30 protein-coding genes and 1 tRNA gene are annotated in these 26,814 nt (G+C 45.7%); 20 read left to right on the top strand and 11 right to left on the bottom strand.

All coding sequences use genetic code 11. From position 1 onward, the window contains the following. The first annotated feature begins 1 nt into the window (after position 1). The 5 genes from IC571_RS05815 to bamC all read left to right on the top strand — a co-directional run bounded on the left by IC571_RS05815 (position 2) and on the right by bamC (position 4,751). On the top strand, positions 2-850 hold the full coding sequence (locus tag IC571_RS05815) for a 3',5'-nucleoside bisphosphate phosphatase (RefSeq protein ID WP_215315402.1): 849 nt from the start codon (positions 2-4) through the stop codon (positions 848-850). A 29-nt stretch (positions 851-879) separates the two neighbouring features. Continuing rightward, entirely contained in the window at positions 880-2,082 is a 1,203-nt protein-coding gene (locus IC571_RS05810) for a tryptophan--tRNA ligase (protein WP_215315401.1), read from the top strand. Further along, positions 2,054-2,623 (top strand): class I SAM-dependent methyltransferase, encoded by a 570-nt coding sequence (locus IC571_RS05805; protein WP_371742882.1) that lies wholly within the window; start codon positions 2,054-2,056, stop codon positions 2,621-2,623. The genes IC571_RS05810 and IC571_RS05805 overlap by 29 nt, the downstream gene beginning before the upstream one ends. 110 nt (positions 2,624-2,733) lie before the next feature. Continuing rightward, a complete protein-coding gene (gene dapA, locus IC571_RS05800) occupies positions 2,734-3,606 on the top strand; it encodes a 4-hydroxy-tetrahydrodipicolinate synthase (protein WP_215317833.1) in 873 nt (290 codons plus the stop codon). Beyond that, a complete protein-coding gene (gene bamC, locus IC571_RS05795) occupies positions 3,603-4,751 on the top strand; it encodes an outer membrane protein assembly factor BamC (protein ID WP_215315400.1) in 1,149 nt (382 codons plus the stop codon). The genes dapA and bamC overlap by 4 nt, the downstream gene beginning before the upstream one ends. A 78-nt stretch (positions 4,752-4,829) precedes the next feature. On the opposite strand, the gene IC571_RS05790 is transcribed toward bamC, so the two are convergent. Beyond that, positions 4,830-5,015 carry a hypothetical protein gene (locus IC571_RS05790; protein ID WP_215315399.1) on the bottom strand — a complete coding sequence of 62 codons (186 nt, stop codon included), beginning with the start codon at positions 5,013-5,015 and terminating at the stop codon, positions 4,830-4,832. 111 nt (positions 5,016-5,126) lie between these two features. After that, on the bottom strand, positions 5,127-6,347 hold the full coding sequence (locus tag IC571_RS05785; RefSeq protein WP_215315398.1) for a cupin domain-containing protein: 1,221 nt from the start codon (positions 6,345-6,347) through the stop codon (positions 5,127-5,129). A 96-nt stretch (positions 6,348-6,443) separates the two neighbouring features. Here IC571_RS05785 and IC571_RS05780 point away from each other — a divergent pair, with 96 nt between their 5' ends. Then, positions 6,444-7,067: a peptidylprolyl isomerase gene (locus IC571_RS05780; RefSeq protein WP_215315397.1), complete on the top strand. Its 624-nt coding sequence runs from the start codon at positions 6,444-6,446 to the stop codon at positions 7,065-7,067. Here IC571_RS05780 and cysE read toward each other — a convergent pair whose 3' ends face one another. Both cysE and IC571_RS05770 read right to left on the bottom strand, forming a co-directional pair. Continuing rightward, on the bottom strand, positions 7,068-7,826 hold the full coding sequence (gene cysE / locus IC571_RS05775) for a serine O-acetyltransferase (RefSeq protein ID WP_215315396.1): 759 nt from the start codon (positions 7,824-7,826) through the stop codon (positions 7,068-7,070). A 23-nt stretch (positions 7,827-7,849) separates the two neighbouring features. After that, a complete protein-coding gene (locus IC571_RS05770; protein ID WP_215315395.1) occupies positions 7,850-8,599 on the bottom strand; it encodes an RNA methyltransferase in 750 nt (249 codons plus the stop codon). 120 nt (positions 8,600-8,719) lie between these two features. Here IC571_RS05770 and IC571_RS05765 point away from each other — a divergent pair, with 120 nt between their 5' ends. After that, positions 8,720-9,508, top strand: coding sequence for an inositol monophosphatase family protein (locus IC571_RS05765; RefSeq protein ID WP_215315393.1), 789 nt, complete (start codon positions 8,720-8,722; stop codon positions 9,506-9,508). On the opposite strand, the gene IC571_RS05760 is transcribed toward IC571_RS05765, so the two are convergent. Genes IC571_RS05760 through IC571_RS05750 form a run of 3 tightly spaced genes read right to left on the bottom strand, consistent with a single transcriptional unit; the run spans position 9,505 to position 11,658 of the window. Further along, positions 9,505-10,293: a UDP-2,3-diacylglucosamine diphosphatase gene (locus tag IC571_RS05760; RefSeq protein ID WP_215315391.1), complete on the bottom strand. Its 789-nt coding sequence runs from the start codon at positions 10,291-10,293 to the stop codon at positions 9,505-9,507. The two genes, IC571_RS05765 and IC571_RS05760, sit on opposite strands and share 4 nt — an antisense overlap. After that, positions 10,290-10,793, bottom strand: a complete 504-nt coding sequence (locus tag IC571_RS05755; protein ID WP_215315390.1) for a peptidylprolyl isomerase — start codon at positions 10,791-10,793, stop codon at positions 10,290-10,292. The genes IC571_RS05760 and IC571_RS05755 overlap by 4 nt, the downstream gene beginning before the upstream one ends. Further along, the gene (locus IC571_RS05750) at positions 10,765-11,658 is read right to left on the bottom strand and encodes a M48 family metallopeptidase (protein WP_251373245.1); all 894 of its coding nucleotides are present in this window, start codon (positions 11,656-11,658) and stop codon (positions 10,765-10,767) included. Before IC571_RS05750 ends, IC571_RS05755 begins: the two co-directional genes overlap by 29 nt. A gap of 61 nt (positions 11,659-11,719) precedes the next feature. On the opposite strand from IC571_RS05750, the gene cysS reads away from it, so the two are divergent. From cysS to IC571_RS05715, 7 genes are all read left to right on the top strand, one after another. After that, positions 11,720-13,141: a cysteine--tRNA ligase gene (cysS, locus tag IC571_RS05745; RefSeq protein ID WP_215315388.1), complete on the top strand. Its 1,422-nt coding sequence runs from the start codon at positions 11,720-11,722 to the stop codon at positions 13,139-13,141. Continuing rightward, a complete protein-coding gene (locus IC571_RS05740; RefSeq protein WP_215315386.1) occupies positions 13,126-13,797 on the top strand; it encodes a DNA-3-methyladenine glycosylase in 672 nt (223 codons plus the stop codon). The genes cysS and IC571_RS05740 overlap by 16 nt, the downstream gene beginning before the upstream one ends. Before the next feature lie 9 nt (positions 13,798-13,806). After that, positions 13,807-14,778, top strand: a complete 972-nt coding sequence (locus IC571_RS05735) for an acetyl-CoA carboxylase carboxyltransferase subunit alpha (protein ID WP_215315384.1) — start codon at positions 13,807-13,809, stop codon at positions 14,776-14,778. Then, complete coding sequence (gene tilS / locus IC571_RS05730; protein ID WP_215315382.1) at positions 14,744-16,051, top strand: tRNA lysidine(34) synthetase TilS; 1,308 nt, start codon at positions 14,744-14,746, stop codon at positions 16,049-16,051. The genes IC571_RS05735 and tilS overlap by 35 nt, the downstream gene beginning before the upstream one ends. 82 nt (positions 16,052-16,133) lie before the next feature. Beyond that, the gene (locus IC571_RS05725; protein ID WP_215315380.1) at positions 16,134-17,384 is read left to right on the top strand and encodes an aspartate kinase; all 1,251 of its coding nucleotides are present in this window, start codon (positions 16,134-16,136) and stop codon (positions 17,382-17,384) included. 87 nt (positions 17,385-17,471) lie between these two features. Beyond that, positions 17,472-17,566 (top strand) — tRNA-Ser (locus IC571_RS05720). 212 nt (positions 17,567-17,778) lie between these two features. Then, complete coding sequence (locus IC571_RS05715) at positions 17,779-18,351, top strand: phasin family protein (protein WP_215315378.1); 573 nt, start codon at positions 17,779-17,781, stop codon at positions 18,349-18,351. A gap of 95 nt (positions 18,352-18,446) precedes the next feature. Here the strand turns inward: IC571_RS05715 and IC571_RS05710 are convergent, their stop codons facing one another. Then, positions 18,447-18,986, bottom strand: coding sequence for a hypothetical protein (locus IC571_RS05710; protein WP_215315377.1), 540 nt, complete (start codon positions 18,984-18,986; stop codon positions 18,447-18,449). Positions 18,987-19,358: 372 nt separating this feature from the next. Between IC571_RS05710 and IC571_RS05705 the strand changes: the two genes are divergently transcribed. Next, a complete protein-coding gene (locus IC571_RS05705; protein WP_215315375.1) occupies positions 19,359-19,655 on the top strand; it encodes a hypothetical protein in 297 nt (98 codons plus the stop codon). Positions 19,656-19,719: 64 nt separating this feature from the next. Here the strand turns inward: IC571_RS05705 and IC571_RS05700 are convergent, their stop codons facing one another. Beyond that, entirely contained in the window at positions 19,720-20,814 is a 1,095-nt protein-coding gene (locus IC571_RS05700; RefSeq protein WP_215315373.1) for an alpha/beta fold hydrolase, read from the bottom strand. An 89-nt stretch (positions 20,815-20,903) separates the two neighbouring features. Between IC571_RS05700 and IC571_RS05695 the strand changes: the two genes are divergently transcribed. The 5 genes from IC571_RS05695 to IC571_RS05675 are packed head-to-tail and all read left to right on the top strand — an operon-like array spanning position 20,904 to position 24,028. Next, positions 20,904-21,320: a Smr/MutS family protein gene (locus IC571_RS05695; RefSeq protein WP_251373243.1), complete on the top strand. Its 417-nt coding sequence runs from the start codon at positions 20,904-20,906 to the stop codon at positions 21,318-21,320. Positions 21,321-21,346: 26 nt separating this feature from the next. Further along, entirely contained in the window at positions 21,347-21,658 is a 312-nt protein-coding gene (locus IC571_RS05690; protein WP_215315369.1) for a YqjD family protein, read from the top strand. 6 nt (positions 21,659-21,664) lie between these two features. Continuing rightward, entirely contained in the window at positions 21,665-22,033 is a 369-nt protein-coding gene (locus IC571_RS05685; RefSeq protein ID WP_215315368.1) for a phage holin family protein, read from the top strand. A gap of 51 nt (positions 22,034-22,084) precedes the next feature. Continuing rightward, complete coding sequence (locus IC571_RS05680) at positions 22,085-22,318, top strand: YqjK-like family protein (protein WP_251373240.1); 234 nt, start codon at positions 22,085-22,087, stop codon at positions 22,316-22,318. Positions 22,319-22,360: 42 nt separating this feature from the next. Continuing rightward, positions 22,361-24,028, top strand: coding sequence for an AMP-binding protein (locus IC571_RS05675; RefSeq protein ID WP_215315364.1), 1,668 nt, complete (start codon positions 22,361-22,363; stop codon positions 24,026-24,028). A gap of 30 nt (positions 24,029-24,058) precedes the next feature. Here IC571_RS05675 and IC571_RS05670 read toward each other — a convergent pair whose 3' ends face one another. Continuing rightward, on the bottom strand, positions 24,059-25,807 hold the full coding sequence (locus IC571_RS05670) for an IlvD/Edd family dehydratase (RefSeq protein ID WP_215315362.1): 1,749 nt from the start codon (positions 25,805-25,807) through the stop codon (positions 24,059-24,061). Positions 25,808-25,896: 89 nt separating this feature from the next. After that, positions 25,897-26,811 (bottom strand): transporter, encoded by a 915-nt coding sequence (locus IC571_RS05665; protein WP_215315360.1) that lies wholly within the window; start codon positions 26,809-26,811, stop codon positions 25,897-25,899. Positions 26,812-26,814 lie beyond the last annotated feature (3 nt).

Genomic DNA, 26,814 nt, shown 5'->3' with positions numbered 1-26,814 from the left:
TATGAGCAGCTTTTCCACCCTAAACGCCGACTTACATTGCCATTCTGTGGTGTCTGATGGCACTCTCACGCCAGAAGCGTTGGCAGAGCGCGCGAAGCAAAATGGGGTTCATTTATGGGCGCTTACCGATCATGATGAATTGGGCGGGCAAGAGCGTGCCCGTGATGCTGCAAAAGCACTCAACATTGATTACGTATCTGGGGTGGAAATTTCAGTCACTTGGGCGGGTCAAACCATTCATATTGTCGGATTAGGAATTGATGCAAACCATCTGGGCATTATTGAAGGCTTGCGTCGCACTAGAGGTGGACGTGGTGAACGCGCTAAGTTGATGGCAGAGCAACTGTTAAAAGCTGGTATACCCGGGGCATACGAAGGCGCTTTGCATTTTGCTGGGAATTCTGAACTGATCTCTAGAACACACTTTGCACGATATCTAGTGGAGCAGGGGGTTTGTCGCGATACTGAAGAGGTATTTAAAAAATACTTAGTAGAAAATAAGCGAGGGTTTGTTCCACACCAGTGGGCATCTTTGGATGATGCGGTTGCGTGGATTAAATCTGCAGGTGGTGTGGCAGTCATTGCCCATCCTGGTCGCTATAATTTGAGCGCGCTGCAGATGAGCGAGCTGTACGAGCACTTTAAGGATATTGGCGGACTTGGGATTGAAGTCATTACCGGTAGTCACAGCCCAGACCAGTACAGCACTTACGGAAAAGTTGCGCAACAATACGGTTTCTTGGCCTCACGAGGGTCTGACTTTCATGATCCAGGGGAAAGCCATATTGACTTAGGTACTTTGCCACATCTTCCTGATCATCTGACCCCCGTTTGGTCAGTGTTTCATTAATTCATTTCACATTAAAGATAAGAAAAACAATGTTTGCTGAACGTGTTCTCTCTGGTATGCGACCTACGGGTAATTTACACCTTGGGCATTACCACGGCGTATTAAAAAATTGGGTGCGCTTGCAATCTGAATATCCTTGTTTTTTCTTTGTTGCAGATTGGCACGCTTTAACCACTCATTATGAATCTCCAGAAGTCATCGAGCAATCTGTATGGGATATGGTGATTGATTGGTTGGCGGCAGGTGTTGACCCTAATCAGGCGACTTTGTTTATTCAGAGCAAGGTGCCTGAGCATGCCGAGTTGTTTTTACTGCTCTCTATGGGCACGCCCTTGGGTTGGTTAGAGCGCGTTCCAACCTATAAAGATCAAATAGAGAAACTAAAAGAAAAAGACCTGCAGACATATGGATTCTTGGGCTATCCATTGCTTCAGGCGGCTGATATCTTAATTTACCGTGCGCAGCATGTTCCAGTGGGTGAGGATCAGGTTCCCCATGTAGAAATGACTCGTGAAGTAGCGCGTCGCTTTAACTATCTATATGGTCGTGAGCCTGGCTTTGAGGAAAAGGCGCTAGAAGCCACTAAGAAGTTAGGTAGTAAGCGCGCCAAAATGTATTTAGAATTACGCGTTGCATTTCAAGAGCGTGGCGATGAAGAGGCATTGGAGCAGGCAAAAGCGTTGCTACAAGAGTCACAAAGTTTGTCTATGGCCGATCGTGAAAGACTTTTTGGTTTCTTGGAAGGCGCGCGGAAAATTATTCTTCCCGAACCTCAGGCTCTCTTAACAACAGCATCCCGTATGCCAGGCATTGACGGCCAGAAAATGTCTAAGTCTTATGGCAATACGATTAGTGTTCGCGAGCAACCAGAAGATGTGATTAAAAAGATTCGGACTATGCCAACTGATCCTGCGCGCGTTCGTAGAACCGACGTAGGTGATCCTGCCCGTTGCCCGGTATGGCAGTTGCATACGGTTTATTCCAACGAAGAAACCAAGCAGTGGGTTGACAAAGGATGTAAGTCTGCAGGCATTGGCTGCTTAGAATGCAAGCAGCCCGTTATCGATGCGATTTTGGCAGAACAACAGCCAATGTTTGAGCGTGCCCAGAAGTATTTGGATGATCCTAGCCTGCTTAGATCGATCATTGCTGATGGATGCGATAAGGCGCGCAAAGTTGCACAAGAAACCATGAGGGAAGTGCGTGAAGCCATGGGGCTGGCATACGACTAAAGAATATATTTTGACAACCACCCATGTATCAATGGAGAGCGCTTCACCTTGGGTGAGGCGTTTTGCTTCTCAGATTCCTAAAACGGGTACCGTTTTAGATTTAGCCTGTGGAAGAGGGCGACATAGTTTTCTGTTGGCCCAAATGGGTTATGCGGTTTTGGCTGTTGATCAAGATATTCATCAAATTGAGAAAAGCAATAACTCCTTGATTTGCTCAAAAGCACTCAATTTAGAAGAGGAAGTTTGGCCTTTGGCGGAGAGCAAATTTAGTGGCATTGTGGTGACAAACTATCTCTATAGGCCCCACTTAGAGCGTCTGCCAGAAATGTTGGAGAAAAAAGGGGTTTTGATCTATGAAACCTTTGCGCAGGGGAACGAGCAATTTGGCAGACCCTCCAACCCAAATTTCCTTTTAAAAACAGGGGAATTGCTGGACTTAGCTCAAGGCCATGGTCTGAAAGTCCTTGCCTACGAGGATATTTACCAAGATGAGCCTAAACCAGCCATGGTTCAACGCCTTTGTGCTGTAAAAGAAGGGTAAAAAGCGCGCATTCCGTTACAATTTCAAGGTTAAGACAGCTAAAAATCGGTGTACATTCGGTGACAAATACAGCTCAATCCAAAGGTAGCAAAAAGACCATTTCTGGCAGCATGCCTGCCATCGTGACGCCGATGTTTGAGGATGGCAGTCTTGATTTTGGTGCACTTAAATCATTATTGGATTGGCATGTGGCCGAAGGCACTGATGGCATTGTGATTGTCGGCACCAGTGGCGAATCCCCTACAGTTTCTGTTGAAGAGCATTGCGAGTTAATTCGTGTGACTGTTGAGCACATTGCTGGCCGTATTCCAGTGATTGCAGGTACGGGCGGCAATTCCACTGCAGAAGCAATAGAGCTTACTGAGTTTGCGAAAAAAGTGGGCGCAGATGCAAGCCTACAAGTGGTTCCATACTACAACAAGCCAACTCAAGAGGGTATGTATGCCCACTTTAAAAAAATTGCAGAGTCTGTTGATCTCCCAGTGATTTTGTACAACGTTCCTGGTCGTACCGTAGCAGACTTGGCTGGCGATACCGTGGTTCGCTTGGCTGGTGTACCAGGCATTATTGGCATTAAGGATGCAACTGGTAGCTTAGAGCGGGGAACCTTATTGATTGCGGATCTCAAGCGTGCTGGCCACAGTGATTTTTCTGTATTTTCTGGCGATGATTTAACTGCGGCTATGTTGATGTTGATGGGTGGAAAAGGAAATATTTCCGTTACTGCAAACGTAGCGCCTCGCCTGATGCATGAACTCTGCGTGGCTGCTATGTCCGATGATGTGAAGCGTACCCGCGAAATTCAGTATCAATTAATCGCTGTTCATAAAGCCATGTTCACTGAAGCAAATCCAATTCCGGTGAAATGGGCGCTTCATGAAATGGGCAAGATTACCGCAGGCATTCGTTTGCCTTTAACCCCCCTAAGTAACGCATTAAGAGAGCCTTTGAAGGCGGCATTAAAACAGGCCAATTTACTATGAAGAATGTGTTTTCCTTGTCGCGCTTAGTGGCGTCCATTTTGACTATGCTTGCAGTAGCATTGGTCTTGAGTTCCTGTAAGTCAGTCACCAGCAATGATACTGTTGACTATAAGAGTTCAGGAGCAGTTCGTGGGCCTAATTTGTCTTACCCTCCTGATTTGATCACCGCCCAAGCGGATCGCCGTTACATTGTTCAGGATGGCACAGCAACTATGTCTGAGTACAACGCTGCCGTTAAGAAATCCGCACAAATGCGTAGCAATGTCATGACGGGTATTCCGGGTATGCGTATTGCTAAAGATGGAGAGCGCCGCTGGTTGGTAGTTGAGAAGCCTGCTGCAGAGCTGTATCCACAGGTAAAAGATTTTTGGCAAGAAAATGGATTCTTATTGGTAGTAGATTCACCTTCCACTGGAATCATGGAAACCGATTGGGCAGAGAACCGAGCCAAGATTGCACAAGACTGGATTCGTACTAATGTACTTGGTGTGTTTGGGGATTCTATTTACGACACTGGCGAGCGTGATAAATATAAGACGCGTCTAGAAGTAACTAAGCCCGGTGAAACCGAGATTTATATTACTCAGCGCGGCGCTATTGAGAAATGTACAACCGATTCAACTGGTGCCTGTCTCTCAACCATTTGGACGCCACGTCCAAATGATCCTGAGCTTGAGGCTGTTTTCTTGGCGCGCTTGATGGAACGTCTGGGCATGACTCAAGAGCAGGCAAAAGCCATGGTTGCAACACCTTTAGGGCCAAAGACACCTAAGGCGAAGTTCATTGAAGAGGGTGGCAATAAAGCCCATATTGAGCTCAGCGCTGGTTTTGATCGCTCTTGGAGGGATGTAGGCTTGGCGCTTGATCGATCGAACTTTACCGTGGAAGATCGCAATCGTTCTGCAGGCGTTTATTTTGTGCGCTACGTCAATGCGAAGGATGTGGGCGACTCGAAAGGCTTCTTTAGCAATCTCTTTAGTAGCAAAGATGATTCAAAACTACAGGCGAAGAAATATCAAGTTGTGGTTAAGAGTACCGGTGAAAATTCTGCGAATGTGTATGTTCAAGATGCCGATGGCAAGCCTGAAAATACTCCGGCTGGTTTACAGTTGCTAACGATCTTGACTGATCAGCTAACCAAGTAATTACAAATTACTAAACAAGCACATAATTTAGACAATAAAAAAGCCGCCCTAGAGCGGCTTTTTTCTTCATGAAGAAGATTACTTCTTAGCGTCAGCAGCAGGTGCAGCTGGAGCAGCAGGTGCAGCTGGAGCGGCAGCAGGAGCTTCAGCAGCAGGAGCGGCTGGAGCAGCAGCAGGAGCTTCAGCAGGTTTTGCTTCTTCTTTTTTACCGCAAGCGGCCAAAGCGATAGCTAACATAGCAGCGAATACGAGTGACTTCTTCATTTGTAATTTCCTCTTAAAAAAATTAAACATCAATTATCGATAATTGTTGTTGGATAAACCAAGGGCAAATCCCTAAGTATTTTCCTGTAATTATTATAGCCACGTCTTTATTTATTGCTCGAAAATCAGCCACCCAGCAAGATAGGCTTCATAAAGGCTTGAGCCTTGAATATCGCTCATGACGGAAGCTTTGAAAAGCTTATTAGCAGAAAGGGTGTTCCACGCCGCAATCACCTTAGGGGCTTGGTCTCTAGTGACGTCTTCACCATTGCAATAGACCGTTTTTCCTAGGCTTAAGATTCGAGTTTGCGGGCTTGGTTTTAGGTGCTTTTGCGACAGCTTTTTTAGAAAAGCGTTTGGATTCAGAGGTTTGCTAGGACCATCAAAAAAAGCCTGCTGCTTAGGTTCGGACAAGTAAGCAGTGACCCCAGGGAGAAATGCATCTATTTGGTGCAGCTTAAGTTTTTGTAGCTGAGTGCTCAGCTGTTTAATCAGCTCAGCGGGAAGTTGCTCCGCATTTGTAGTGGCAGTCTGTTTAGGATCGGCAAACTTTTGCTCGAGTTCTGGAATATTCTCAAGAGACTCTGCAAGGCGCCATAGACCCTCCTGCAGTAACTCCTTAAAGCTGGGCGAGCGAAACCCAACAGACCAAGTTTGGCAGCCGGCATCCAGTGCAACTCCGTCGTGGGCCACATGAGGCGGCAGATAAAGCATATCGCCTGGCTCTAAAACCCATTCCTGCTTGCATTGAAAGTTTTGTAAAATCTTTAAAGGCAATTTTTGGTTGAGGCTTAAATCCTTTTGCTCTGAGATTCGCCACTGCCTGCGCCCAGCCATCTGAATTAAAAATACATCATATGAATCGAAGTGTGGTCCAACGCCGCCACCAACGCCGGCAATGCTAATCATGAGGTCATCAAGACGGGCATCCGGTATAAAGCGAAACCAAGACAGAATATTTGCTGCAGCTGGGTGATGCGCTTCCATGCCTTGCAAGAGTAGCGTCCAGCTTGATTTTTTAAGACTCGGAATTGCTTTCTTTTGAAAGGGTCCATGCTCAAAGCGCCATGGTTGAGATTGGATCAAGCGGCTTTCGACTTCTTCTTGGCTGGCAAGCTGAATCAACTCCACATAAGAAATCGGACTTGCTAAAGTAGGCCCACCATTCTGAGAGGCCATTGAAAATGCCGGTATTGCACCTCTAATCAAAAGCGGTTTCTTTTGCCAGTAGTCCTGCATGAAGCGCTTGGGGCTAATTCCGCCAAATAGGGCCCATGGATCGCTAATAGGCAGGTTTTTGGGGGCTAGGGGCGGTTGATAGGGCTTGCTCAAGTAAAATACTCATCAATTAAAGGCCAAATAGCTGGCAATACAAGTCAGTGTAAAGCAGCAGTAAATCATTCAAAATAAATGTACGACAAATTGCGCATGAAGATTCAAAAGAATACGATCGTATCCCTTCGATATAAGCTCACCGATGCACAAAATAATGTGATTGAAGAGCCAGATTCACCAATGGTCTATCTGCATGGAGGTTATGAGGGGACTTTCCCGAAAATTGAGGCATTGCTCGACGGTCAGGATATTGGCTATGAAGCCACAATTCAGCTGGAGCCGAACGAGGCGTTTGGTGAGTATGATCCAGAGTTGCTCAAAATTGAACCGCGTGCTCGTTTTCCTGAGCCTCTAGAAGTGGGGATGCAGTTTGAGGGTGTTCCAGAGGTGGATGCGGAGTCTGATGATGCCACGCAAGAAGCCGGCGCAGAAGAGGATGAAGATGCTGAAGCGGAACCGTTGATTTATACGGTAACGGATGTTGCCGATAATCAAGTGGTTTTAGATGGTAATCATCCATTAGCTGGAATGGCGTTACGCTTTTGGGTTCGGGTTGAGGATGTTCGAGCTGCTACTGAAGATGAGATTGAAAATCGTCATCCAGAAGGGGGCGAGAATTTCACATTTGGTATGCCAAATGACGCTGAAGATGATGAGGAAGAGTTTTTAGAGAAAGCTCTCGGTCTTCAAGGTCATGCCTCAAGAACGCTTCACTAATTACTCTTTAAGCCATTCCTTAATGGCGCCAAGATCGCGTTTTGTATCGGTGACAGTGCCGACTTCAGCGGGGGTATTACTGAGTTTAGCGAGCGCTTTTTCTAGTTGAGCAATCTTCGCCTCTTGTTGGATCGTTGCATCGATTAACCCTTTGAGCGCCATAGATACAGGGTCATCGACATTGGGCGTAACGCCATAAGCCGAAAAATATTCTTTCGTTTTGCTATCTGTGCTTTGTGGCAAGTCAGGGTGTAGAACGCGTGCAGGTATGCCGACAGCAGTAGCGCCGGGCAGAATTTCTTTCAGAACAACTGCATTTGATCCAATGCGTGCGCCATCTCCAACGGTGAAGCCACCCAGCACCTTTGCTCCTGCGCTGACAACAACACCTTTACCTAATGTTGGGTGACGTTTAACGCCTTTATATAAAGAGGTGCCCCCTAAAGTAACCCCTTGATAGATGGTGCAGTCATCGCCAATTTCGGTGGTTTCGCCAATCACAATTCCTAGGCCGTGATCTAAAAATACGCGACGACCAATCTTTGCACCAGGATGAATTTCAATGCCGGTAATTAATCTGGAAAACATCGACAGAAATCGTGCGATCCACTTTAAGCCAAGATTCCAAAAAAAATGGGAGATGCGATGCAACCAGACGGCATGTAAACCCGGATAGCAGGTAATCACCTCGAGACGGTTTCTTGCAGCCGGATCTCGGACAATGATGGAGTCAACTTGGTCGAATAGTGAATTAAACATGGCTTGATTTTAACGGGGCTAGATTATTTTCTCAGGAGCATCTGTTTTGCGATACCCCGTAAAAGATCAATTTCCTCTTTTCGTAGTCTGCTGCGGGCAAATAGCGCTTCCAGTCTGGGCATCAGTTTTTTGGGATTAGATGGATCCAAATAGCCAATTGCTTCAAGCCCCGATCGCCAATGCTCAAGCATCGCAGTGATGGCGGCTGGGTCAGCTAAATCGAGGGTGGAATCTCGATTTTTAGAGGTGTCACCTGAGGCATTGTTTTGCAGTGTTTGCCGAAGGGTATAGGCGCAAGCCATTAGGGCTTGGGCAAGATTCAGAGAGGGGTAGTCTGGGTTGGCATCAAGCCATACCCGATGGGTACATAAAGATAGATGGTGATTTTCTAGGCCCGTTCTTTCTGGACCAAATACCAAAGCGGTTTTTGATTGATTTTGAGCATTTTCGGCAATTAGCTCTAGTGCAGATTGCCAGTCAAGAGCAGGCGGGCCAAATTCTCGATCTCTGCTGGTGAGGCCCAATACTAATGAGTAGCCTTGGACGGCTTGGTCAAGTGATTCATGTTCAGTTGCTAACTCAAGCAGGTTGGCTGCACCGCTGGCAAGGGCAATTGCCTCGGCTTCGTTACCAATTCCCTGAATTTTGGGTCTGATCAAGCGCAAATCATCAAAGCCCATTGTTTTCATGGCTCTGGCAGCTGACCCCACATTGCCGGGGTGGCTAGTTTCCACCAGAATCCAGCGTAGCAAATGGGCTTTATCAAGGTTCATGGTTTAGGTGCTGAGGGGGTAAAAGGGTAAATCGTTTAGAATCATGATATTAGCTTTGTATTGTCATGCAGTTTGGGCAATATTACAGCCCTGTTCTTATTTAATTTGTCCATCCAATCTATGCATCCCATGTTAAATGTGGCCGTCAAGGCCGCCCGTCGCGCAGGAACTGTAATCAATCGTGCATCTCTGAATTTAGAGAGGCTTCAGGTGGATCGCAAGCAGCACAATGATTTTGTGACTGAGGTGGACAAAGCTGCTGAAGCGGCCATCATTGAGACCTTAAGCGAAGCGTATCCAACACATGGTTTCTTAGCTGAAGAAACAGGCGAGCAAAACATTGATGCTGAAAACGTTTGGATCATTGATCCATTGGATGGCACAACGAATTTCATACATGGTTTTCCGCAATATGCCGTATCTATTGCTCTAGCGGTAAATGGTGTAACTCAACAAGCGGTTGTCTATGACCCTAACCGCGATGAATTATTTACAGCAACCCGCGGAGCAGGGGCTTATCTCGATCGCCGTCGTCTACGCGTAGCGACACAAGATCGCTTGAGTAATTCATTGATTGGTACGGGCTTTCCTTATCGTGAAGATCAAGATCTAGAAAAGTACTTAAAGATTTTTGCTGAGATGTCACGTCAGTGCGCTGGTTTACGTCGTCCAGGAGCAGCCTCATTGGATTTGGCTTATGTCGCAGCGGGTCGTTATGACGGATTCTTTGAGAGCGATCTTAAGCCTTGGGATATGGCCGCTGGTGCCTTGCTGATTACTGAAGCGGGTGGTTTAGTAGGCAACTACCGCGGAGAAGAGGGCTTCTTGAAGAGTGGTGAGGTAATGGCAGCTAACCCCCGAATTTATGCACAAATGGTGCAGTCGCTCTCAAAATATTCTGCCTGCTAGGCCTTTATTAAATCAATTGCGCGCACTCCTTGTGCGTTGATCAGTAGGGCATTTGCGCGCGGAGCAGCGGCTTCTGGGTGATCTAAGTCCCAGTCGGACAACACCCAGCGTTGCCAAGAGTGGTCGCCTAATGATTCATGATGGTGCGATGGCCTATGGGTGTGCCCATGAATTAATTTATTGCTTGAATGCGTACCTAGTAATGCCGCACATGCTTCCTTGGTGACATCCGTTTTTATTTGATTCTGCTGATAAGAGGCTTGAGCACCACGTTCATAATTCGCATGACTATTCATGCGTAACTGGTTGGCAATGGAGCGTCTCCAGGTGATCGGTAGAGTCAGAAACAATTTTTGCAGCCAAGGTTTTCTAACCCATCCACGAAATACTTGATACCCAATATCGGCAGTACACAAAGCATCACCATGAGCGAGGAGGTATTGGTTGCCAGCTACCTCAACTAGGGATGGATCTTTTAGTGCGGTCATTCCGGTTTTTTTTAAGAAGCTCGGTCCCAAAAGAAAATCACGGTTGCCGTGTAGGTAATAGGTCTTCACCTTGCTTGATAGATTTGCAAGGGCTTGCTTTACCTCGTGTTGAAAAGGGGAATGGTTTGCAGCATCATCGCCAACCCAATATTCAAACAGATCACCCAATATAAAGACTGCCTCGGCTTGCGAGGCGTCCTTTTCACAGAAGTCAAAAAAACGTTGCGCCGTCAAGGGCATTGACGGCGTCAGGTGTAAATCTGAAATGAGCAGTGCGCTCTTGTGTTGCGGGATCATTCCTCGAGAACGGTTGCCTTCTCAATGACGACGTCTTCGGTGGGAACGTCTTGATGAAAGCCGGCATTACCAGTCTTCACCTTGCGAATGGCGTCAACCACATCCATACCATCGGTCACATTGCCAAATACCGCGTAGCCCCAGCCTTGAGCATTCGGAGCGGTGTGGTTCAAGAAATCATTGTTGTTGATGTTAATAAAAAATTGCGCAGTCGCAGAATGGGGGTCGCTGGTACGAGCCATTGCGATGGAGCCGCGTTCATTTTTTAGACCATTATTAGCTTCGTTTTCAATCTCAGCGCCAGTAGGCTTTTGCTTCATGCCTGGTGCCATGCCGCCACCTTGGATCATAAAGTTATCAATGACGCGATGGAAGATCGTGCCGTCATAGTGACCACTTTTTACATATTGCAAAAAATTAGCAACGCTTTTAGGCGCTTTTACAGAGTCAAGAGAGAGGGTGATATCACCCTTATTGGTTTTTAGGAGTACCTTCGCCATTGCTTAATTTACCTTCTGGTGGGTTAGTTGAAGAATTCGATACGGGAGTAACTGCGTTATTGGCGCCTCTGGTTTGTGGCTTCAATAGATTTAATAGGTATTTGGCCCGATTGGTGTAGAGGCGTTGATTTAATTGGGTATTGGCGGCAGCGTCTTCATAGGCTTTCGCGGCTAGGCGAACATAGACTTCACCTAAATTAGCGGCAGCAAGGCTGTAGCTTGGTCTGAGCTTGAGTGCTAACTCAAGATAATCACGCGCTTCAATCCATTTACCTTGGTTGGCTGCAATTGCTGCAAGATTGTTGTAAGGCTCTGGTAGCTCTGGAAATTGTTGGGTGATTTCAATTAAGGTTTTCTTGGTGCCATCAAAGTCACGCAATTCAATTTGTAAACGTGCTTTTACATAACGTAACTGCACATTGCGTGGAGTCTTTTTCAGACGGTCATTAATTGCGTTGATTGCATCTTGATATTTGCGAGCCTTAACGAGTTTTTCAATATCTGACGGCACAGCATTTTTGGTCACCGGATCTGGCTCGATAATCAGAAACGATAAAAATGGAACACCAACTGTTTCTGACAATTCAGGATTCAATGGATCATAGGGCGCATCGGTTGATAGGCGAGGAGGATCTCCCGGACCGTAGCTGCCTAAATAAGCCTGAGTTTGTGCTTCCGGTGTTTTCGCTTCTTGTTTATTCACTGCTGCAATTTGGGCATCCGCTAGTTGTTGTGCAGGGGTGCTGCAAGCGCTAAGCACCGCTAAGCCTACAAGAATGGCAAAAGCCTTGAAAGGACTTGAAAATGGTACTAACGCTACTTTTCGGGACTCAAACATAGGGATGAAGGTGAAAAACTGGCTCATTCGATATACTCAGCGCTCAGTCTAACAAATTAGCACCGCCTTCCCCCTCCTTTATAGCCCTATGCTGCAAATCTATAACACTCTTAACCGTTCAAAACAGGTTTTTAAGCCCATCGAGCCGGGCAAGGTGAAGATGTATGTCTGTGGCATGACGGTCTATGATTTCTGTCATATTGGCCACGCTAGGGTCATGATCGTGTTTGACATGGTGGTTCGTTGGTTAAGAGCAAGCGGATATGAAGTGCTTTATGTACGCAATATCACCGATATCGACGACAAGATTATTAATCGCGCGCTAGAGAATGGCGAGCCAATCGCAGCATTAACCAATCGCTTTATCGATGCCATGCACGCTGATTCAGATGAGCTGGGTTTAATGCATCCAGATCAAGAGCCACGTGCAACTGACTACATTAAACAAATGCAAGGAATGATTGGTAAGTTGATTGAGAATGAGCTTGCTTATCAGGCGGAAGATGGCGATGTGAACTTCGCGGTTCGTTTGCTGCCGCGTTATGGCCAACTATCTGGCAAAACTTTAGATGAGCTCAATGCGGGTGAGCGCGTCGCTGTTGGAGGCGGTAAGCGCGATCCACTCGACTTTGTTTTGTGGAAGAGCGCGAAGCCAGAAGAGCCGGCTGATACCCGTTGGGCTTCCCCTTGGGGCGAAGGTCGACCAGGCTGGCATATTGAGTGCTCTGCAATGTCATGTGATTTATTGGGTGAGCATTTCGATATTCATGGTGGCGGTGCTGACTTACAGTTTCCGCATCATGAGAATGAGATCGCTCAAAGCGAAGGCGCTTTGTACGGGCAGAATCGCAAAGACAGTGATGCGCCATTTGTTAATTATTGGATGCATAACGGCCACATTCGCGTAAATGAAGAGAAGATGTCTAAATCATTAGGCAACTTTTTCTTGATTCGAGATGTATTAAAAAGTTTTGATCCGGAAGTATTGAGATTCTTCATGCTCAAAGCTCATTACCGTAGTCCAATCAATTACAGCGATGCACAATTAGAGGAAGCACGTTCTGGATTGGTGCGTTTGTATACCGCTTTAGCGCAGGCACCTGTCATCAGCAGTTTTTCATTAGACCCTAAAAGCTCGTGGGTTCAGCGTTTCACGGAGGCGATGAATGATGATTTCAATACACCAGAAGCAATAGCGGTTCTTTTTGAGCTGGCGAGCGAGGTGAATCGTGCGCAAGGTCAGGACAAGGTAACCCTTGCCGCCACCCTTAAGACGCTTGGGGGCATGCTCAATTTCTTGCAAAAAGATCCAACTGAATTTTTACAAATGGGGTCTAAGAGCGAAGATGGTTTACAAGCGGATTACATTGAAGAGCAAATTACTGCTCGAGTTGCAGCCAAGCAAGCCAAGGATTTTGCTAAGGCAGATCTCATTCGTAAAACCTTGCTAGAGCAGGGCGTTGTTCTAGAGGATAAGCCGGGTGGCGTTACCGAATGGCGAAGAGCGTAGTGGCAACAGTTAAAGAGAAGCGAATTCCTGTAGATGGTGCCCCCGAATATTGGGAGCAAGCTTGCCGTGAATTAATGAAGCAAGATCGGATCTTAAAAAAAATCATTCCTAAGTATGGATCTGGTTTTTTGGTAACACGTGGTGATGCTTTCACAACATTGGCAAGAGCAATTGTTGGTCAGCAAATTTCTGTAGCGGCAGCACAAGCTGTTTGGGATAGGGTGCTTATCGCCAGCAAGAAAAAGATGAACCCCAAAAATATTCTGGCGCTTTCGGTTGAAGAGTTGCGTGCCGCAGGCTTGTCTGGGCGCAAGGTGGAATACATCCAGGATTTGGCGGACCATTTTCATTCTGGGCGACTCCATGCCAATCAATGGCAAGATATGGACGATGAGAGCGTAATTCAGGAATTAAGCTCTATTCGGGGTATTGGGCGCTGGACTGCCGAGATGTTCCTCATTTTTAACCTGATTCGCCCTAATATCCTTCCTTTGGACGATGTTGGACTAATTAAGGCTATTTCCCTCAATTACTTCAGTGGCGAGCCTGTAAGCCGTCATGAAGCTAGGGAAGTGGCGGCTAATTGGGCCCCATGGCGTACGGTTGCCACTTGGTATATGTGGAGAAGTATCGACCCCATCCCGGTTGAATATTAAAATCAGACTATGAAAACGACTTTCCTGGATTTTGAGCAGCAAATCGCCGAATTAGAGTCAAAGATTGAAGAGCTGCGTTTTGTACAAGATGAATCATCGGTAGATATTTCCGATGAGATCAAAACGCTTTCTGAAAAGAGTCTTCAGCTCACTAAGGATGTCTATGCCAATTTAACCCCATGGCAAGTCTCTCAAGTTGCGCGACATCCTCAAAGACCTTACACCTTAGATTATGTGGGCGCACTATTTACTGATTTCCATGAGTTACATGGTGACCGCACTTTTGCAGACGATCAATCTATCATTGGCGGCTTAGCTCGATTTGATAATCAACCATGCATGGTCATTGGCCATCAAAAAGGTCGCGACACAAAAGAGCGTGCATTACGCAACTTTGGCATGAGTCGCCCTGAAGGTTATCGCAAGGCAATGCGTTTGATGCGTCTTGCTGAAAAATTTGGTATTCCGGTATTTACCTTTGTTGATACACCGGGTGCATTTCCCGGAATTGATGCTGAAGAGCGAAATCAATCTGAAGCAATTGGACGTAACTTGTATGTTCAAGCTGAATTAGAAGTTCCAATTATCGCCACCATTATTGGTGAGGGCGGTTCTGGAGGGGCTTTGGCAATTGCGATGGGTGATGTCGTCTTGATGCTGCAAAACTCTACTTATTCCGTGATCTCACCTGAGGGTTGTGCCTCGATTTTGTGGAAGACGGCAGATAAAGCTTCGGAGGCTGCTGAACAATTAGGCCTGACGGCTCAGCGCTTGAAGGCGCTTGGCTTAATTGACAAGATTGTTTCCGAGCCTATTGGGGGTGCGCATCGTGATTATGATGTGATGATGGGCAATATGCGCAAAGCACTTGCTGAATCCCTCAAAACTTTTGATGGCATGAAAACGGACGCGTTGCTTGAGCGTCGCCATGAGCGCTTAATGAGTTATGGCAAGTTCAAGGAAGTTGCGACTAAGTCCTAAAGCACCAAAACGAATTGCGGTTGCTTTAAGCGGTGGCCTTGATTCGGTGGTGTTACTCGATACGGCTTGTCGTTCACAGGCCAAGAGTAAAAATCCCGCTGTAGAAATCTACGCCTTTCATATTCATCACGGCTTGCAAAAGCCGGCTGATGATTGGTTGCTATTTTGTGAGAAGCTTGCAAAAAAATATCAAATCCATTTTGACTTTCGCCTACTACATCTAGCAGATCAAAAGAGTGAGGGCAATATTGAAGCAAGAGCTCGTAAGGGTAGGTATGATGCGCTGGCAGAGCTTTGTGAGGAGTATGGTATTGCTGACCTTCTCTTGGCACACCACCAGAACGATCAAGCTGAGACTGTTCTCTTGCAGTTGTTACGAGGCTCTGGTGTTGCCGGCTTATCTGGCATGCCGAATATTCGCGAGTTACAGACGCCAACCAATCAAATTACTTTATGGCGCCCGCTACTGAATCAAAGTCGCGCAGAATTAGAGTCTTATGCGAAAGAACATAAGCTTAAGTGGGTAGAGGACCCAAGTAATCAGAATGATGTCTTTAAGCGCAATGCTATTCGTAAGCAAATTATTCCTAAATTAGAAAAAATTCAACCTGAAGCAGTTGCGAATCTTTCCAGAAGTGCCAGCTTGATGAGTGAGTCTCAGATGTTGTTGGATCGCTTGGCTGAAATGGATGGTCAAGTGATCATCCAAGAAGAGGCTCTGGATAGCAAGCAACTGAAAGCCTTAGCCAATCGAGATTTACCGGCTGCAAACAATGTTATGCGTTATTGGCTCAAAACCAAGGGCCTTGGAATGCCTTCTCAAGAGCGGCTAGCCTCTTGGTGGCGCGATCTTGCTACGGTGAAGTCGGATGCGCAGTTGGAATGGATGCATGACGGTCAAATCATTCGACTTTGGAGGGGGCAGATACAAGTATCTGCAGAGCTGGATGGGGAGTGGATCTTTCAACCGGTTCCAATCAGAAGTAAAAAACCCGGATTAAGTGCTGCTTGGGTCAAAGAGGCTCAAAAGAAAGGTTTGATTTCCTTTAGGGTGAGATCGGGCGCTGAGAAATTACAAATCAAAGCTAATTCACCACGCAGATCCTTAAAAAATCTATTTCAGGAGAGCGATGTTCCGCCATGGCAACGTCATGCGCCTTTGCTCTATATCGATAAAGAGCTGATTGCGATCGCTGGAGTAGGGGTGAGCTATCCGCATTTAATGGATTCCGGGCCTCGGGTTTGGCCAGAGTGGCTGCAGACGTCTATCTAGGGTGTAAAACCCTGTAAAATAAGACCTTTTTAGATCCTCAGGAATACTTTTCCTGTTTTAAAAGACGGAACAGACAGTTTTTATGGCTCTTATTGTTCATAAGTATGGCGGCACCTCGATGGGTTCAGTTGAGCGCATCGCGAATGTTGCAAAGCGCGTTGCTAAATGGATGCGTGCTGGCCATCAAGTTGTGGTTGTGCCATCTGCTATGTCAGGCGAGACGAATCGCCTGCTCGGTTTGGCAAAAGAAATTAATCCAAATCCAAGTCCACGTGAGTTGGATCAAATTGCCTCTACAGGTGAGCAAGTTAGCTCAGGTCTGCTGGCATTAGCATTGATGAATGAGGGTATCGATGCAGTGAGTTACGCTGGTTGGCAGGTGACCGTGAATACGGATTCATCGTTTACCAAAGCGCGCATTAAGAGCATTGATGACAAGAAGATTCTGAATGATCTGAATGCGGGTCGTGCGGTTGTTGTCACTGGCTTTCAGGGTGTTGACCCAGATGGCAACATCACTACATTAGGTCGTGGTGGTTCGGATACGTCTGCTGTAGCAATGGCAGCCGCACTAAAAGCGGATGAGTGCTTAATCTATACCGACGTTGATGGTGTTTATACAACTGACCCACGTGTTTGCGAAGATGCGCGACGCTTGGATAAGATTACTTTCGAAGAAATGCTTGAGATGGCTAGCTTAGGCTCGAAGGTATTGCAGATTCGTTCTGTTGAGTTTGCTGGTAAGTACAAAGTTAAAACCCGTGTTCTGTCATCGTTGACAGATCCATTGATGCCTTTAGACCAAGAAATGAAGTCGGGCACCTTGATTACATTTGAAGAGGATAGCACTATGGAAGCCGCCGTTATTTCCGGTATCGCCTTTGCGCGTGATGAAGCGAAGATCACCGTACTTGGAGTTCCTGATCGCCCAGGCATCGCGTATCAAATCCTAGGACCAATCGCTGATGCAAATATTGATGTGGACATCATTATTCAGAATCAGTCTGTTGAAGGAAAGACAGATTTCACATTCACGGTACCACGTGCTGATTATCAAAAGGCTCTGGACATTCTGAAGAACACAGTGCAAGCGCACATTGAGGCTAAAGAAATTTCAGGGGATCCTAAAGTATCCAAAGTTTCTGTAGTCGGTGTTGGCATGCGTTCGCATGTTGGTATCGCTAGCAAAATGTTCCGCACCCTATCAGAAGAGGGTATCAATATCCTGATGATCTCTACTAGCGAAATCAAGATCTCTGTTGTGATCGATGAGAAATATATGGAATTGGCGGTACGAGCTCTACATAAGGCGTTTGAGTTGGATCAGAAGTAAGTCCCTCAAAAGGCTAGTAAAACCCCTCTGAAGCGGTTATCCGTTAAACTGTGGGGCGCATTTAGTAGTAAACAGTTGTAAAAGTACGGAGACGTGGCCGAGCTGGTCGAAGGCACTCCCCTGCTAAGGGAGCATCGGGGCTAAAACTCTGATCGGAGGTTCGAATCCTCTCGTCTCCGCCAGTACTTTTCAAATAAACCCAGTAAATCTATTGATTTTCTGGGTTTTTTGTTGCCTATTGTTAACTCCTAAGTCATTGAAAATAAACAATAAAATAATATATACCTATTAATTTGTTGCTAAGCAGCAAATAATTGTTGCAATACAGCAAAAAGTTTGGAACAATGGTGCATCGCAACAAAAAACGTAACCAAATTTTCTTAAAGGATTAATCATGTTCCAGAATCAATTAAACGATCAAATCGCTCAAGCTCAAGCTAAAGCTGTTGAGAATGCTAAACATTTGGCACAAGTAGCAGTTGAAAGTGCTCAAGAATTGGCAGAAATCAATCAAGCTGCTGCTAAAGATGCAATGGCTGCTGCACAAGATGCTAGCGCACAGTTGTTGGCTATTAAAGATGCTCAGCAATTAGCTAAGTTGGCTCAGCCAGAAGCTGCTCAAGAAGCTGCTAAATATGCTGCTGCTTACCAAGCCAAGGTAAACAAAGTTGTTCGCAATGGCAACAAAGAAGTTGCTCAAGTTGTTGATGCTTCTATCGATGATGCACGTGATGACTTAGTTAAGTTTGTTAAAGAAGCTACTAAATCTGCTCCTGCTGGTTCTGAGGCATTTGTTTCTGCATTCAAAACTGCTTTCGAAGCTTCTATTCAACAATTTGACCAAGTTCGTGCAACTGCTACTGACGCATTCGCTACTTTTGAAAAGAATGTTGATGCTGCATTGGCTAACTTTCAAGGTCAATACGCTGTAGCTAAGCCAGCTGCTAAAAGCCGCAAAGCTGCTTAATTAGTATTAGTTGTCAAAAGAAAAACCGCCTTCGGGCGGTTTTTTGTTGCTTCAAAAAAATCAAGCAAGGGCGGCAAGACCTTTACCACTAGGACCTAGTAAGCAACACCATCTACCGCTTTCAAGTATCCCTGTATGTACTGCGGTGGAATGTATACAACGCTTGTAACCCCAGCTTTAGAGCCAATCTTCAGTTCAAAACCATTTTTCATATTCTGTTTTAAGAATGCGTCAGTTACTTTGATGGATAGCAACTCCTTAAACATGCAACCTCTAGATTCGCAAAGTCCAGCCTCTTTTGAGATGACCTTAAAGCTGCTCACTGGTCCGTTAATGAGTCTTGCAGAGTTGTAGTCGCGCACCTGATTGAAATAGGTGAGATGTATCTGTAGTTCGTATGCCTTCGATCCTTGTAGCGATTCTGCTGAACGAAGATTAAACATTTCATAGGTATTAGACTCATCCATCGTATTAACTGATGGCCCTAGATAAGTTTTTCCACCAGTTGATGGATTTGGGGTAACGGTAGTGGATTGGTAAACATCATTTACCTCCCATGAGCTGATTTTTTTATCGTTGTTGGCACAAGCGCTTAGACCCAAGGCAAAAGAGATAAGCAAAGCAAGACGGTACATATATGGCTCCTTAGTTTCCCCAAATCATACTATTCCAATCACCCCAAGACTATTTCTGGGGTTTCCTGGATCACTTTTCGTCAATTTCAAAAAATGACACCGTTTATTAGGGTTTGTCATGATGAAATTACTATACTTCACAACTTCACAAGTTGTGAAGTTGTGTTATAGTCTATGAACTGGGAGATGAAATGAAGAGACAGATACCGAAAACACATCAAGCCTTGGAGTGGATAGGGAGGGGCATGAGCGCAGCTCAAGCCGCTAGAAAGATGGAGATTTCAGAATCCAGTGTGTATGCCGCTCTTAGAAAGACGAGAGCAAAAGATATGGGTTGCTGTCCAACATGTGGTCACAAAATAAGGAACTAAGATGAAAAAAACTCTATTAGCAGGTGTAACAATTTCACTTGCAGCATTTGCGTATGCAAGTACATCGTCCGATTCATCTGCGTTGGTAAGTCAGCAATGCAAAATTTCTGCTGAAGCAGTATCAACATTAAAAGGTCTGCAGTATGGCAATACATCCATTCGTAAGGATGTCGCTAGTTTGATTGAACGCCACCTCAAGACACCAGAAAATAAAGAGATGGCTTATAAAAAGTTGAATTTGATGGTGGATGATAAGTCTAGTAACGCAGCCACACTCGAGTCAAAGTACTGCTCTTAAGGCAATAAATAATTAACCCCGCAAATGGCGGGGTTGGTGTGTGTTGCTTGAAGGATTTCCTTGTCTACTGCTTTATGGTGGACAAAAAGGCTTTTACTGATTTATTTTGAAGATCGTTTTCAGCTTCAGTAATGCCAGCGCCAGATAGATGACCCATCGGTAGTCGATCATTAATTGCAATGTATTTTGCTCCAGGAATAAGCTTGGCGGTAGATTTGGCATCAGACTCTGGATTAAGTAAATCTCCAGTTCCCGCCAGAATTAATGTTTTTGCTTTAATAGATTTCAGTGCGGCGGTAGTGTTGCCATCAAATCCCTTGGTGAAGCCTACATCGTGTCGATCATAGGCTCGCGATTGCCATATCCAGTCATTAGCATCCATACGTTTCCAGCCGGCGTCTTGAATTTTTTTCAGGTATTCAATTTCGGCATTTGGGGTGGGGTTTAGTTGATCTTGATATGCAGGTGTTCTAACGATTACACCACTTAGCCATCCAGCCCAAAGCCGCATCCCTTGCTCAACAGGTTTATCGTATTTTCCGCCTTGGTATGTTGGGTCTGTCATGATGCTTTGACGAAGCATTTCAAGGACACCAGTAGTCCATGCGGGAGTTTTAGCCAAGGGGATTATTGGGATGACGGACTGCATAGCATCGGGATAAGAAACAGCCCACTGCAAGGCTTGCATACCACCCATAGAGGCGCCTATTACTGCTACCAGTTTATTAATGCCAAAATGATTTACAACTAATTGATGTTGGCTATTCACCATATCTCGTATGTTGAATTCAGGGAAGCTAATGTTTGGCTGAGCCTTGCTATTCGATGGGGAGGTTGTTAGTCCATTGCCAATTGCATCAGTACAAATCACAAAGTATTTATTAGTATCCAAAGCTTTACCTGGCCCAATCAGATAGTCAATGCGGTGATGGTTGCCTCCGATGGCGGTTACCATGAGGATGGCATTGCTCTTGTCGGAATTTAGGGTGCCTTGGGTGGTATAAGAAAGGCTAAAGTCTTGAATGACCGAACCATTTTCTAGTTGGAAATTTCCTTCGGGGTATTGCTGGTGCGGTGGGTCTGTGGGTTTGTGGGCAAGTGAAATGATCGGCACCAGGATGCAGGCTAGCGCAAGACCCTTGATAATGCTTCTATACATCTTTGTCTCCTTTTAATAGTTTATGTATTTATAGCAGGAATCATATGGGTCATGAATTTGAGTGCTCTGATTGTGGAAACCCCAGGCATATGATGGGTTCGTGCCAGTCTTGTGCCAGTACAGCGTTGCCTAATGTATTGACTGATGCATTTGAGTTCAATATTAAGCAGGGGTTTCCTACAGTAGAAGTGGCTCTTGATCAATTGACGGAATATCTTAGGGCGGCTCAGGATTTAGGAATCAAGGCAATCATCCTAATCCACGGGTATGGTTCATCCGGCCAGGGCGGCCATATTAAGAGAGCGATACATGAAGCTCTTGAAACTAATCGTTATGCAGACCGGGTGGGTGAGTATTTTTACGGAGAAAATGTTCCCTATGGAAGTCCTGCATATCACGATTTGATGAAGAAGCGCCCCAGTCTTAAGCGCTATTTGAGGCATTTCAAAGCCTCTAATGCTGGGATGACGGTGTTACTGCTTGGGTCTAGCTATAGAAGTGCTTAGAATAGACGTGATTACAGGAAACTATCATGACCGCAAAAAAATCCGAGCACGCAGATCAATTAATCGATGAATTCAAATCCCTAGTGGCGGATGCTGAAACGTTAATCAAGGCAACCCAAGATCACCCCGGTGAAACGATCGGTAATTTACGCAACAAGGCGCTGGAAACAATTTCTGGTGCAAAAGAGAAAATTTCCAGTCTTGAGGGCGATCTGACCGATAAGGCAAAAGCTGTAGCTGCTGGAGCGGACGATTTTGTGCATCGTAATCCCTGGGAGGCCATTGGAGTGGCCGCAGGATTAGGCTTATTGATCGGCCTTTTTATTCGTCGACGCTAGGTATTTATGTCACAAGAAAATTTACTTTCATCAATAAAAAATCTAGTTGCCACGGGCGCATCAATCGCCCAAACACGCTTAGAGTTACTCTCGGTAGATGTGCAAATCGCTAGAAGTAAGTTTCTGCAGTCTCTGGTGATGATCGTGTCAGCATTATTTTTTCTATTCTTTGGATTGGTGATGCTTGCGCTCTTAATCGTGATTTATAGTTGGGAGTCCGATCGAATGCTGGCACTTAGTTTATTGACAGGTGCTTTTATATCCATTGGTATTATTTTGTCCGCACTTGTGATTCAGTCTCTGCGTACGATGCCCAAACTATTTGAGGCGTCTATTGCAGAGTTGACAAAAGATGCTGAAGAGCTAAATCGTTAATTTATGAATCAAAAGCTAAAAAGCTTATTACTTAGGCGCTCGGAGCTTCAAATGCAATCACAGAAGGAGCGGCTTGAATTTGCAAGACACTTTACGCCTTGGGAAAAGCCTTTATCTTGGGCTGACAAGGGTATCGATGCATTTCATTTTGTTAGGGACAATCCTCTACTTTGGACAAGTGCTTTTGCAGCGCTAGCGCATTACAAGCCCAAATTGGCAAGCAAAGTTTTGGCTCTTGGATGGGGTGCCATTAAGGTTTTGAAAGGTGCCAAAAAGTTAGTTTAGGGAGCTAACTGATTAGCGTACTTATGAGAATTTGAAAACGGCATGAGCGCCTCAAAACCGTGGATTAAAAACTATCCTCCTGGAGTGGATCCAGAAATCGGCCCTTTGGCCTATTCATCGCTTCCAGAATTCTTTGAGACTTCATTTGACCACTTTGGTAACCGTAAGGCTGCCGAGTCAATGGGTAGATTTTTTACTTATCGCCAGATTGATCGGCTCTCAAAAGACTTTGCATCCTATTTGCAGGGTCTGAATCTCGAAAAGGGTGCGCGCATCGCCCTAATGTACCCCAATGTAATTGAGTATCTTGTATCGATGATTGGTGTATTGCGTGCTGGATATGTTGTAGTAAACATTAATCCCTTATATACAGCGCGAGAGCTAGAGACTCAGTTGCTCGATAGTGGAACAAGTGTATTAGTCATGATGGAAAATTTTGCTCATATCTATGAGCAAGTTGCCGATTCAATCCCTCTTAGAAAAGTCATTGTGAGCAGCCCTGGAGAGTTGCTGGGTTTAAAGGGATACATTATTAATTGGGTGGCGCGCAACATTAAGAAACTGATCCCCTTGTGGGATGTTGAGCACATTCGTTTCAAAGAGGCACTACGAGCGAGTGGTAAGCGTCAATTTCAGAGACCTGTTATTGGATTAGATGACATTGCTTTTTTGCAATACACCGGTGGTACTACCGGAATATCTAAAGGCGCTGTATTGCTCCATAGAAATATCTTGTCTAATTTAGCGCAAATTGAGATGTGGCTAAATCCAGGCCTCAAGAAAGCGGATCAGCAATTGCAATTTTTGTGTGCTCTGCCAATGACGCATATATTTGCATTGACTGCATGCGCATTTTTGGGCATCGCAAAGGGGGCTACCTTGATATTGGTAGCTAATCCACGAGATATCGATGGCTTTATTAAGTTGCTCATCAAACATCCCAATATCAATATCTTCCCGGGTGTAAATACCTTATTTCATGCGTTGATACATCGACCTGAATTCAAAAAGGTGAAGTTCTCTAATCTATTAGTCACGATTGGTGGCGGTATGGCTGTTCATAAAAAAACCGCTGACCACTGGCAAGCCATTACAGGTTGTCCAATTGCTCAAGGCTATGGTCTATCTGAAACCTCACCAGTCGTTTGTGTAAATAGCCCATTAGAAAGTCATTTCACTGGGCATATTGGGCCTCCCATGCCTAGTACAGACGTAGTTATTCTGGACGATGATGGGGTTCAGTTACCCAATGGCGCTCCTGGGGAGATCTGTATCAAAGGCCCTCAAGTAATGGCAGGCTATTGGAATAAGCCTGAAGAGACGTCACACTGCATGACTGCGGATGGCTACTTTAAATCAGGTGATATTGGACTCGTTACCGAGAGTGGTCATATTCAAATCGTGGACCGCAAGAAGGACATGATCGTAGTTGCTGGTTTTAAAGTTTTTCCGAATGATGTTGAGGATGTCTTGGCACAAATGCCCGGTGTACAAGAGTGCGCGGTGATTGGCGTTCCGCATCGAAAGCTCGGCGAGATAGTGAAGGCGTATATCGTCAAGTCTGACCATCACCTAACGGAAGCAGATGTATTGCAGTACTGCAAAGAAACCTTAACTAGCTATAAGAGGCCCAGAAAGGTTGTATTCGCGCATGAACTTCCCAAATCCAATGTTGGGAAGATATTACGGCGCGAACTCCGAAAACTATAAGATCTTGTGGCTTACGGGCGGCACGAGAATTTATCTCTTAGGCGTTTTGCCAACCATTTTTGCAGCTCGCAAGAAGTCAAAATCCACGCCTTTATCTGCTTGCGTCACCGTATCCAAGAATAATTTCTTGTAACCACGTTCTGCGGTTGGAATGGTGACAGGGTTGTCTTTAGCCCGTTTAGCCAGTTCTTCATCAGATATCAAAAGGCTGATCTCACGATTCTTGACCGATAAACGAATACGATCGCCATTGCGTACAAAAGCTAATGGACCGCCAATAGCGGATTCTGGAGTGACGTGCAGCACAATGGTGCCAAATGCTGTACCGCTCATGCGACCATCCGATACCCGCACAATATCTTTAACGCCAGCTCTTGCTAACTTCATCGGAATAGGGATATAACCTGCCTCAGGCATACCTGGAGCGCCTTTAGGTCCGATATTCTTGAGAACCAAAATATCATCCGCGGTGACATCTAAGTCTGGACTATCAATGCGGTTCGCCAAGTCTTCAGCATTTTCAAAGACAACCGCACGACCTTCATGCTCCATTAACTTTTCATTAGCAGCTGATTGTTTGATGATGGCGCCACCTGGAGCAAGGTTGCCGTGCAGAACGGCAATGCTGCCACGAGGGTAAATTGGGTCATTGAACTTACGCACGACATCTTGCTTGAAGCTAGCGGGTCCCGCATCAATCTCTTCACCTAGGGTTCTACCAGTAACGGTCATGGCATTGAGTTTGAGAAGGGGTTTGAGCTCGCGTAACAATGTGGTCATACCGCCCGCATCATGGAAGTTCTCCATGTAATGATCGCCTGATGGCTTTAGATCTAACAATACGGGAGTCTCATCACCCATCTTGTCTAGGGCATCGAGATCAATTTCTAGGCCCATGCGACCGGCAATCGCGGCTAGGTGAACAATGCCATTGGTTGAGCCACCAATGGCTAGCAATACACGCATAGCATTCTCAAAAGCATCAGCAGTCAAAATCTTGTCAATCGTGAGACCATCTTTGGCCATTTGAACGGCTCTGGTTCCTGTCTCCTCAGCAATCCGAATGCGATCAGCAGTTACTGCAGGAGGCGATGCGCCACCAGGTACGGTCATCCCTAAGGCCTCCGAGATACAAGCCATGGTGCTAGCGGTTCCCATGACGGAGCAGGTACCTACACTGGCGACCAATTGATCATTCACTTCATCCTTTTGTACTTCATCAATTTCACCAGCACGGAACTTGCCCCAATATCTACGGCAATCGGTGCAGGCGCCAACACGCTCGGAGCGATGAGAGCCGGTGAGCATAGAGCCAGTAATAAGTTGAATAGCTGGCAAGCCCGCAGAAGCTGCGCCCATCATTTGTGCTGGGACGGTCTTATCGCAACCACCAATCATGACTACGGCATCCATTGGTTGTGCACGCAGCATCTCTTCGGTATCCATCGACATCAGGTTGCGTAAATACATTGAAGTGGGGGAGGAAAAACTCTCATGAATAGAGATAGTGGGGAAGTCCATTGGTAGACCGCCGGCAAGCATGACTCCACGCTTCACTGCCTCAATCAATTGGGGCATATTACCGTGGCATGGGTTATATGAACTGCCAGTATTAATAATGCCAATGACGGGTCTATCTAAAGCGCTATTGGTGTACCCAGCACCTTTAATAAAGGCTTTACGTAGAAACAAAGAGAAGCCTTTGTCTCCATAGCTAGTAAGACCCTTACGAAGGCCGGTTTCGGGTGGAGTTTTAGGGTCTTTAGGTTTGGAATTCATGATTGTCTCGGTTTATTTCTAATAATGATGTAATTAACTCGATTGTAGCGATACCTACATTGCGGTGCCTAAGGGTTCAGGACTAAAGGCTAAGGGGTGCCACCCCAGCGATATTGCCAAGAAATACCAACCGCGTTGTAACTAGTGTCGGTTCGTGAGTAAACCCCTTTACTGCCACTTAGACGTATAGAATTATTTTTATCAATTGGATAAGACAGGGTGCTACCAAAACGCCAGTTCTCTTGTACGCCACTCACTGCCAGACCATTCACGTAGGTTTGGCCGCCAGTGTAATACGTAGCATCAGCAGAAATCCAGGCCGTATTAGGGAAGTAGTAAATAACATGAGTCTCACCTGAATACATTGGATTCTGAGAAAGCGTATTGTTCCCCATGAAATTGTTATTGCTTGTATAGATTGTTGCCATACCTGCAAGTTCTAATCTCCAGGGTCCAACTGCTTGAGAGAGCCCCATTGCTGGTTGAATGAGTGATCGATTGGCGCCAACATTAATCATCTGATTGCTGTTGTATTGCCCCCAGGGTATCGAGGCGGCAATGCTGGCGCCGATAATTAAATCCTGTCGGTAGCTCATGAACTCACTATTAGTAAGTGCTGGAGCCCCATAGAGATTCACTGAGGCTTTAATGAGAGGGTCTGATAGACCTTCTGCAGAAGCATTAATGGTTTGTGCGCCCACTTGACCGGTGCCCGTTAGCTCAGCATAGGGTAGAACTAATGTAAGTCTGCCTGATTGACCTGCCACATCAATCACATGAGTAAGACTTAAGGCTTGCGTATTAAGGGTGTAGGAACCACTCTTTGCTTGCGCCAGGCCGCCAGTAATAAAGTTCATGCCGATGGGGGCATTGGAGTAGGCTCGCGCTTCAATTTCTTGTGCGTATGTATTCAATGAAAGTAATAGCGCTACAAATAAAACTCCAGCCTGGAAAAACAATAATTGAAATGATGACCAAGATCTAGTCAGCAAATTCAATTTCATTAA

The organism is Polynucleobacter sp. MWH-UH2A (assembly GCF_018687195.1).
Classification (GTDB): Bacteria; Pseudomonadota; Gammaproteobacteria; order Burkholderiales; family Burkholderiaceae; genus Polynucleobacter.
This window is presented reverse-complemented; position numbering and strand designations above follow the sequence as displayed.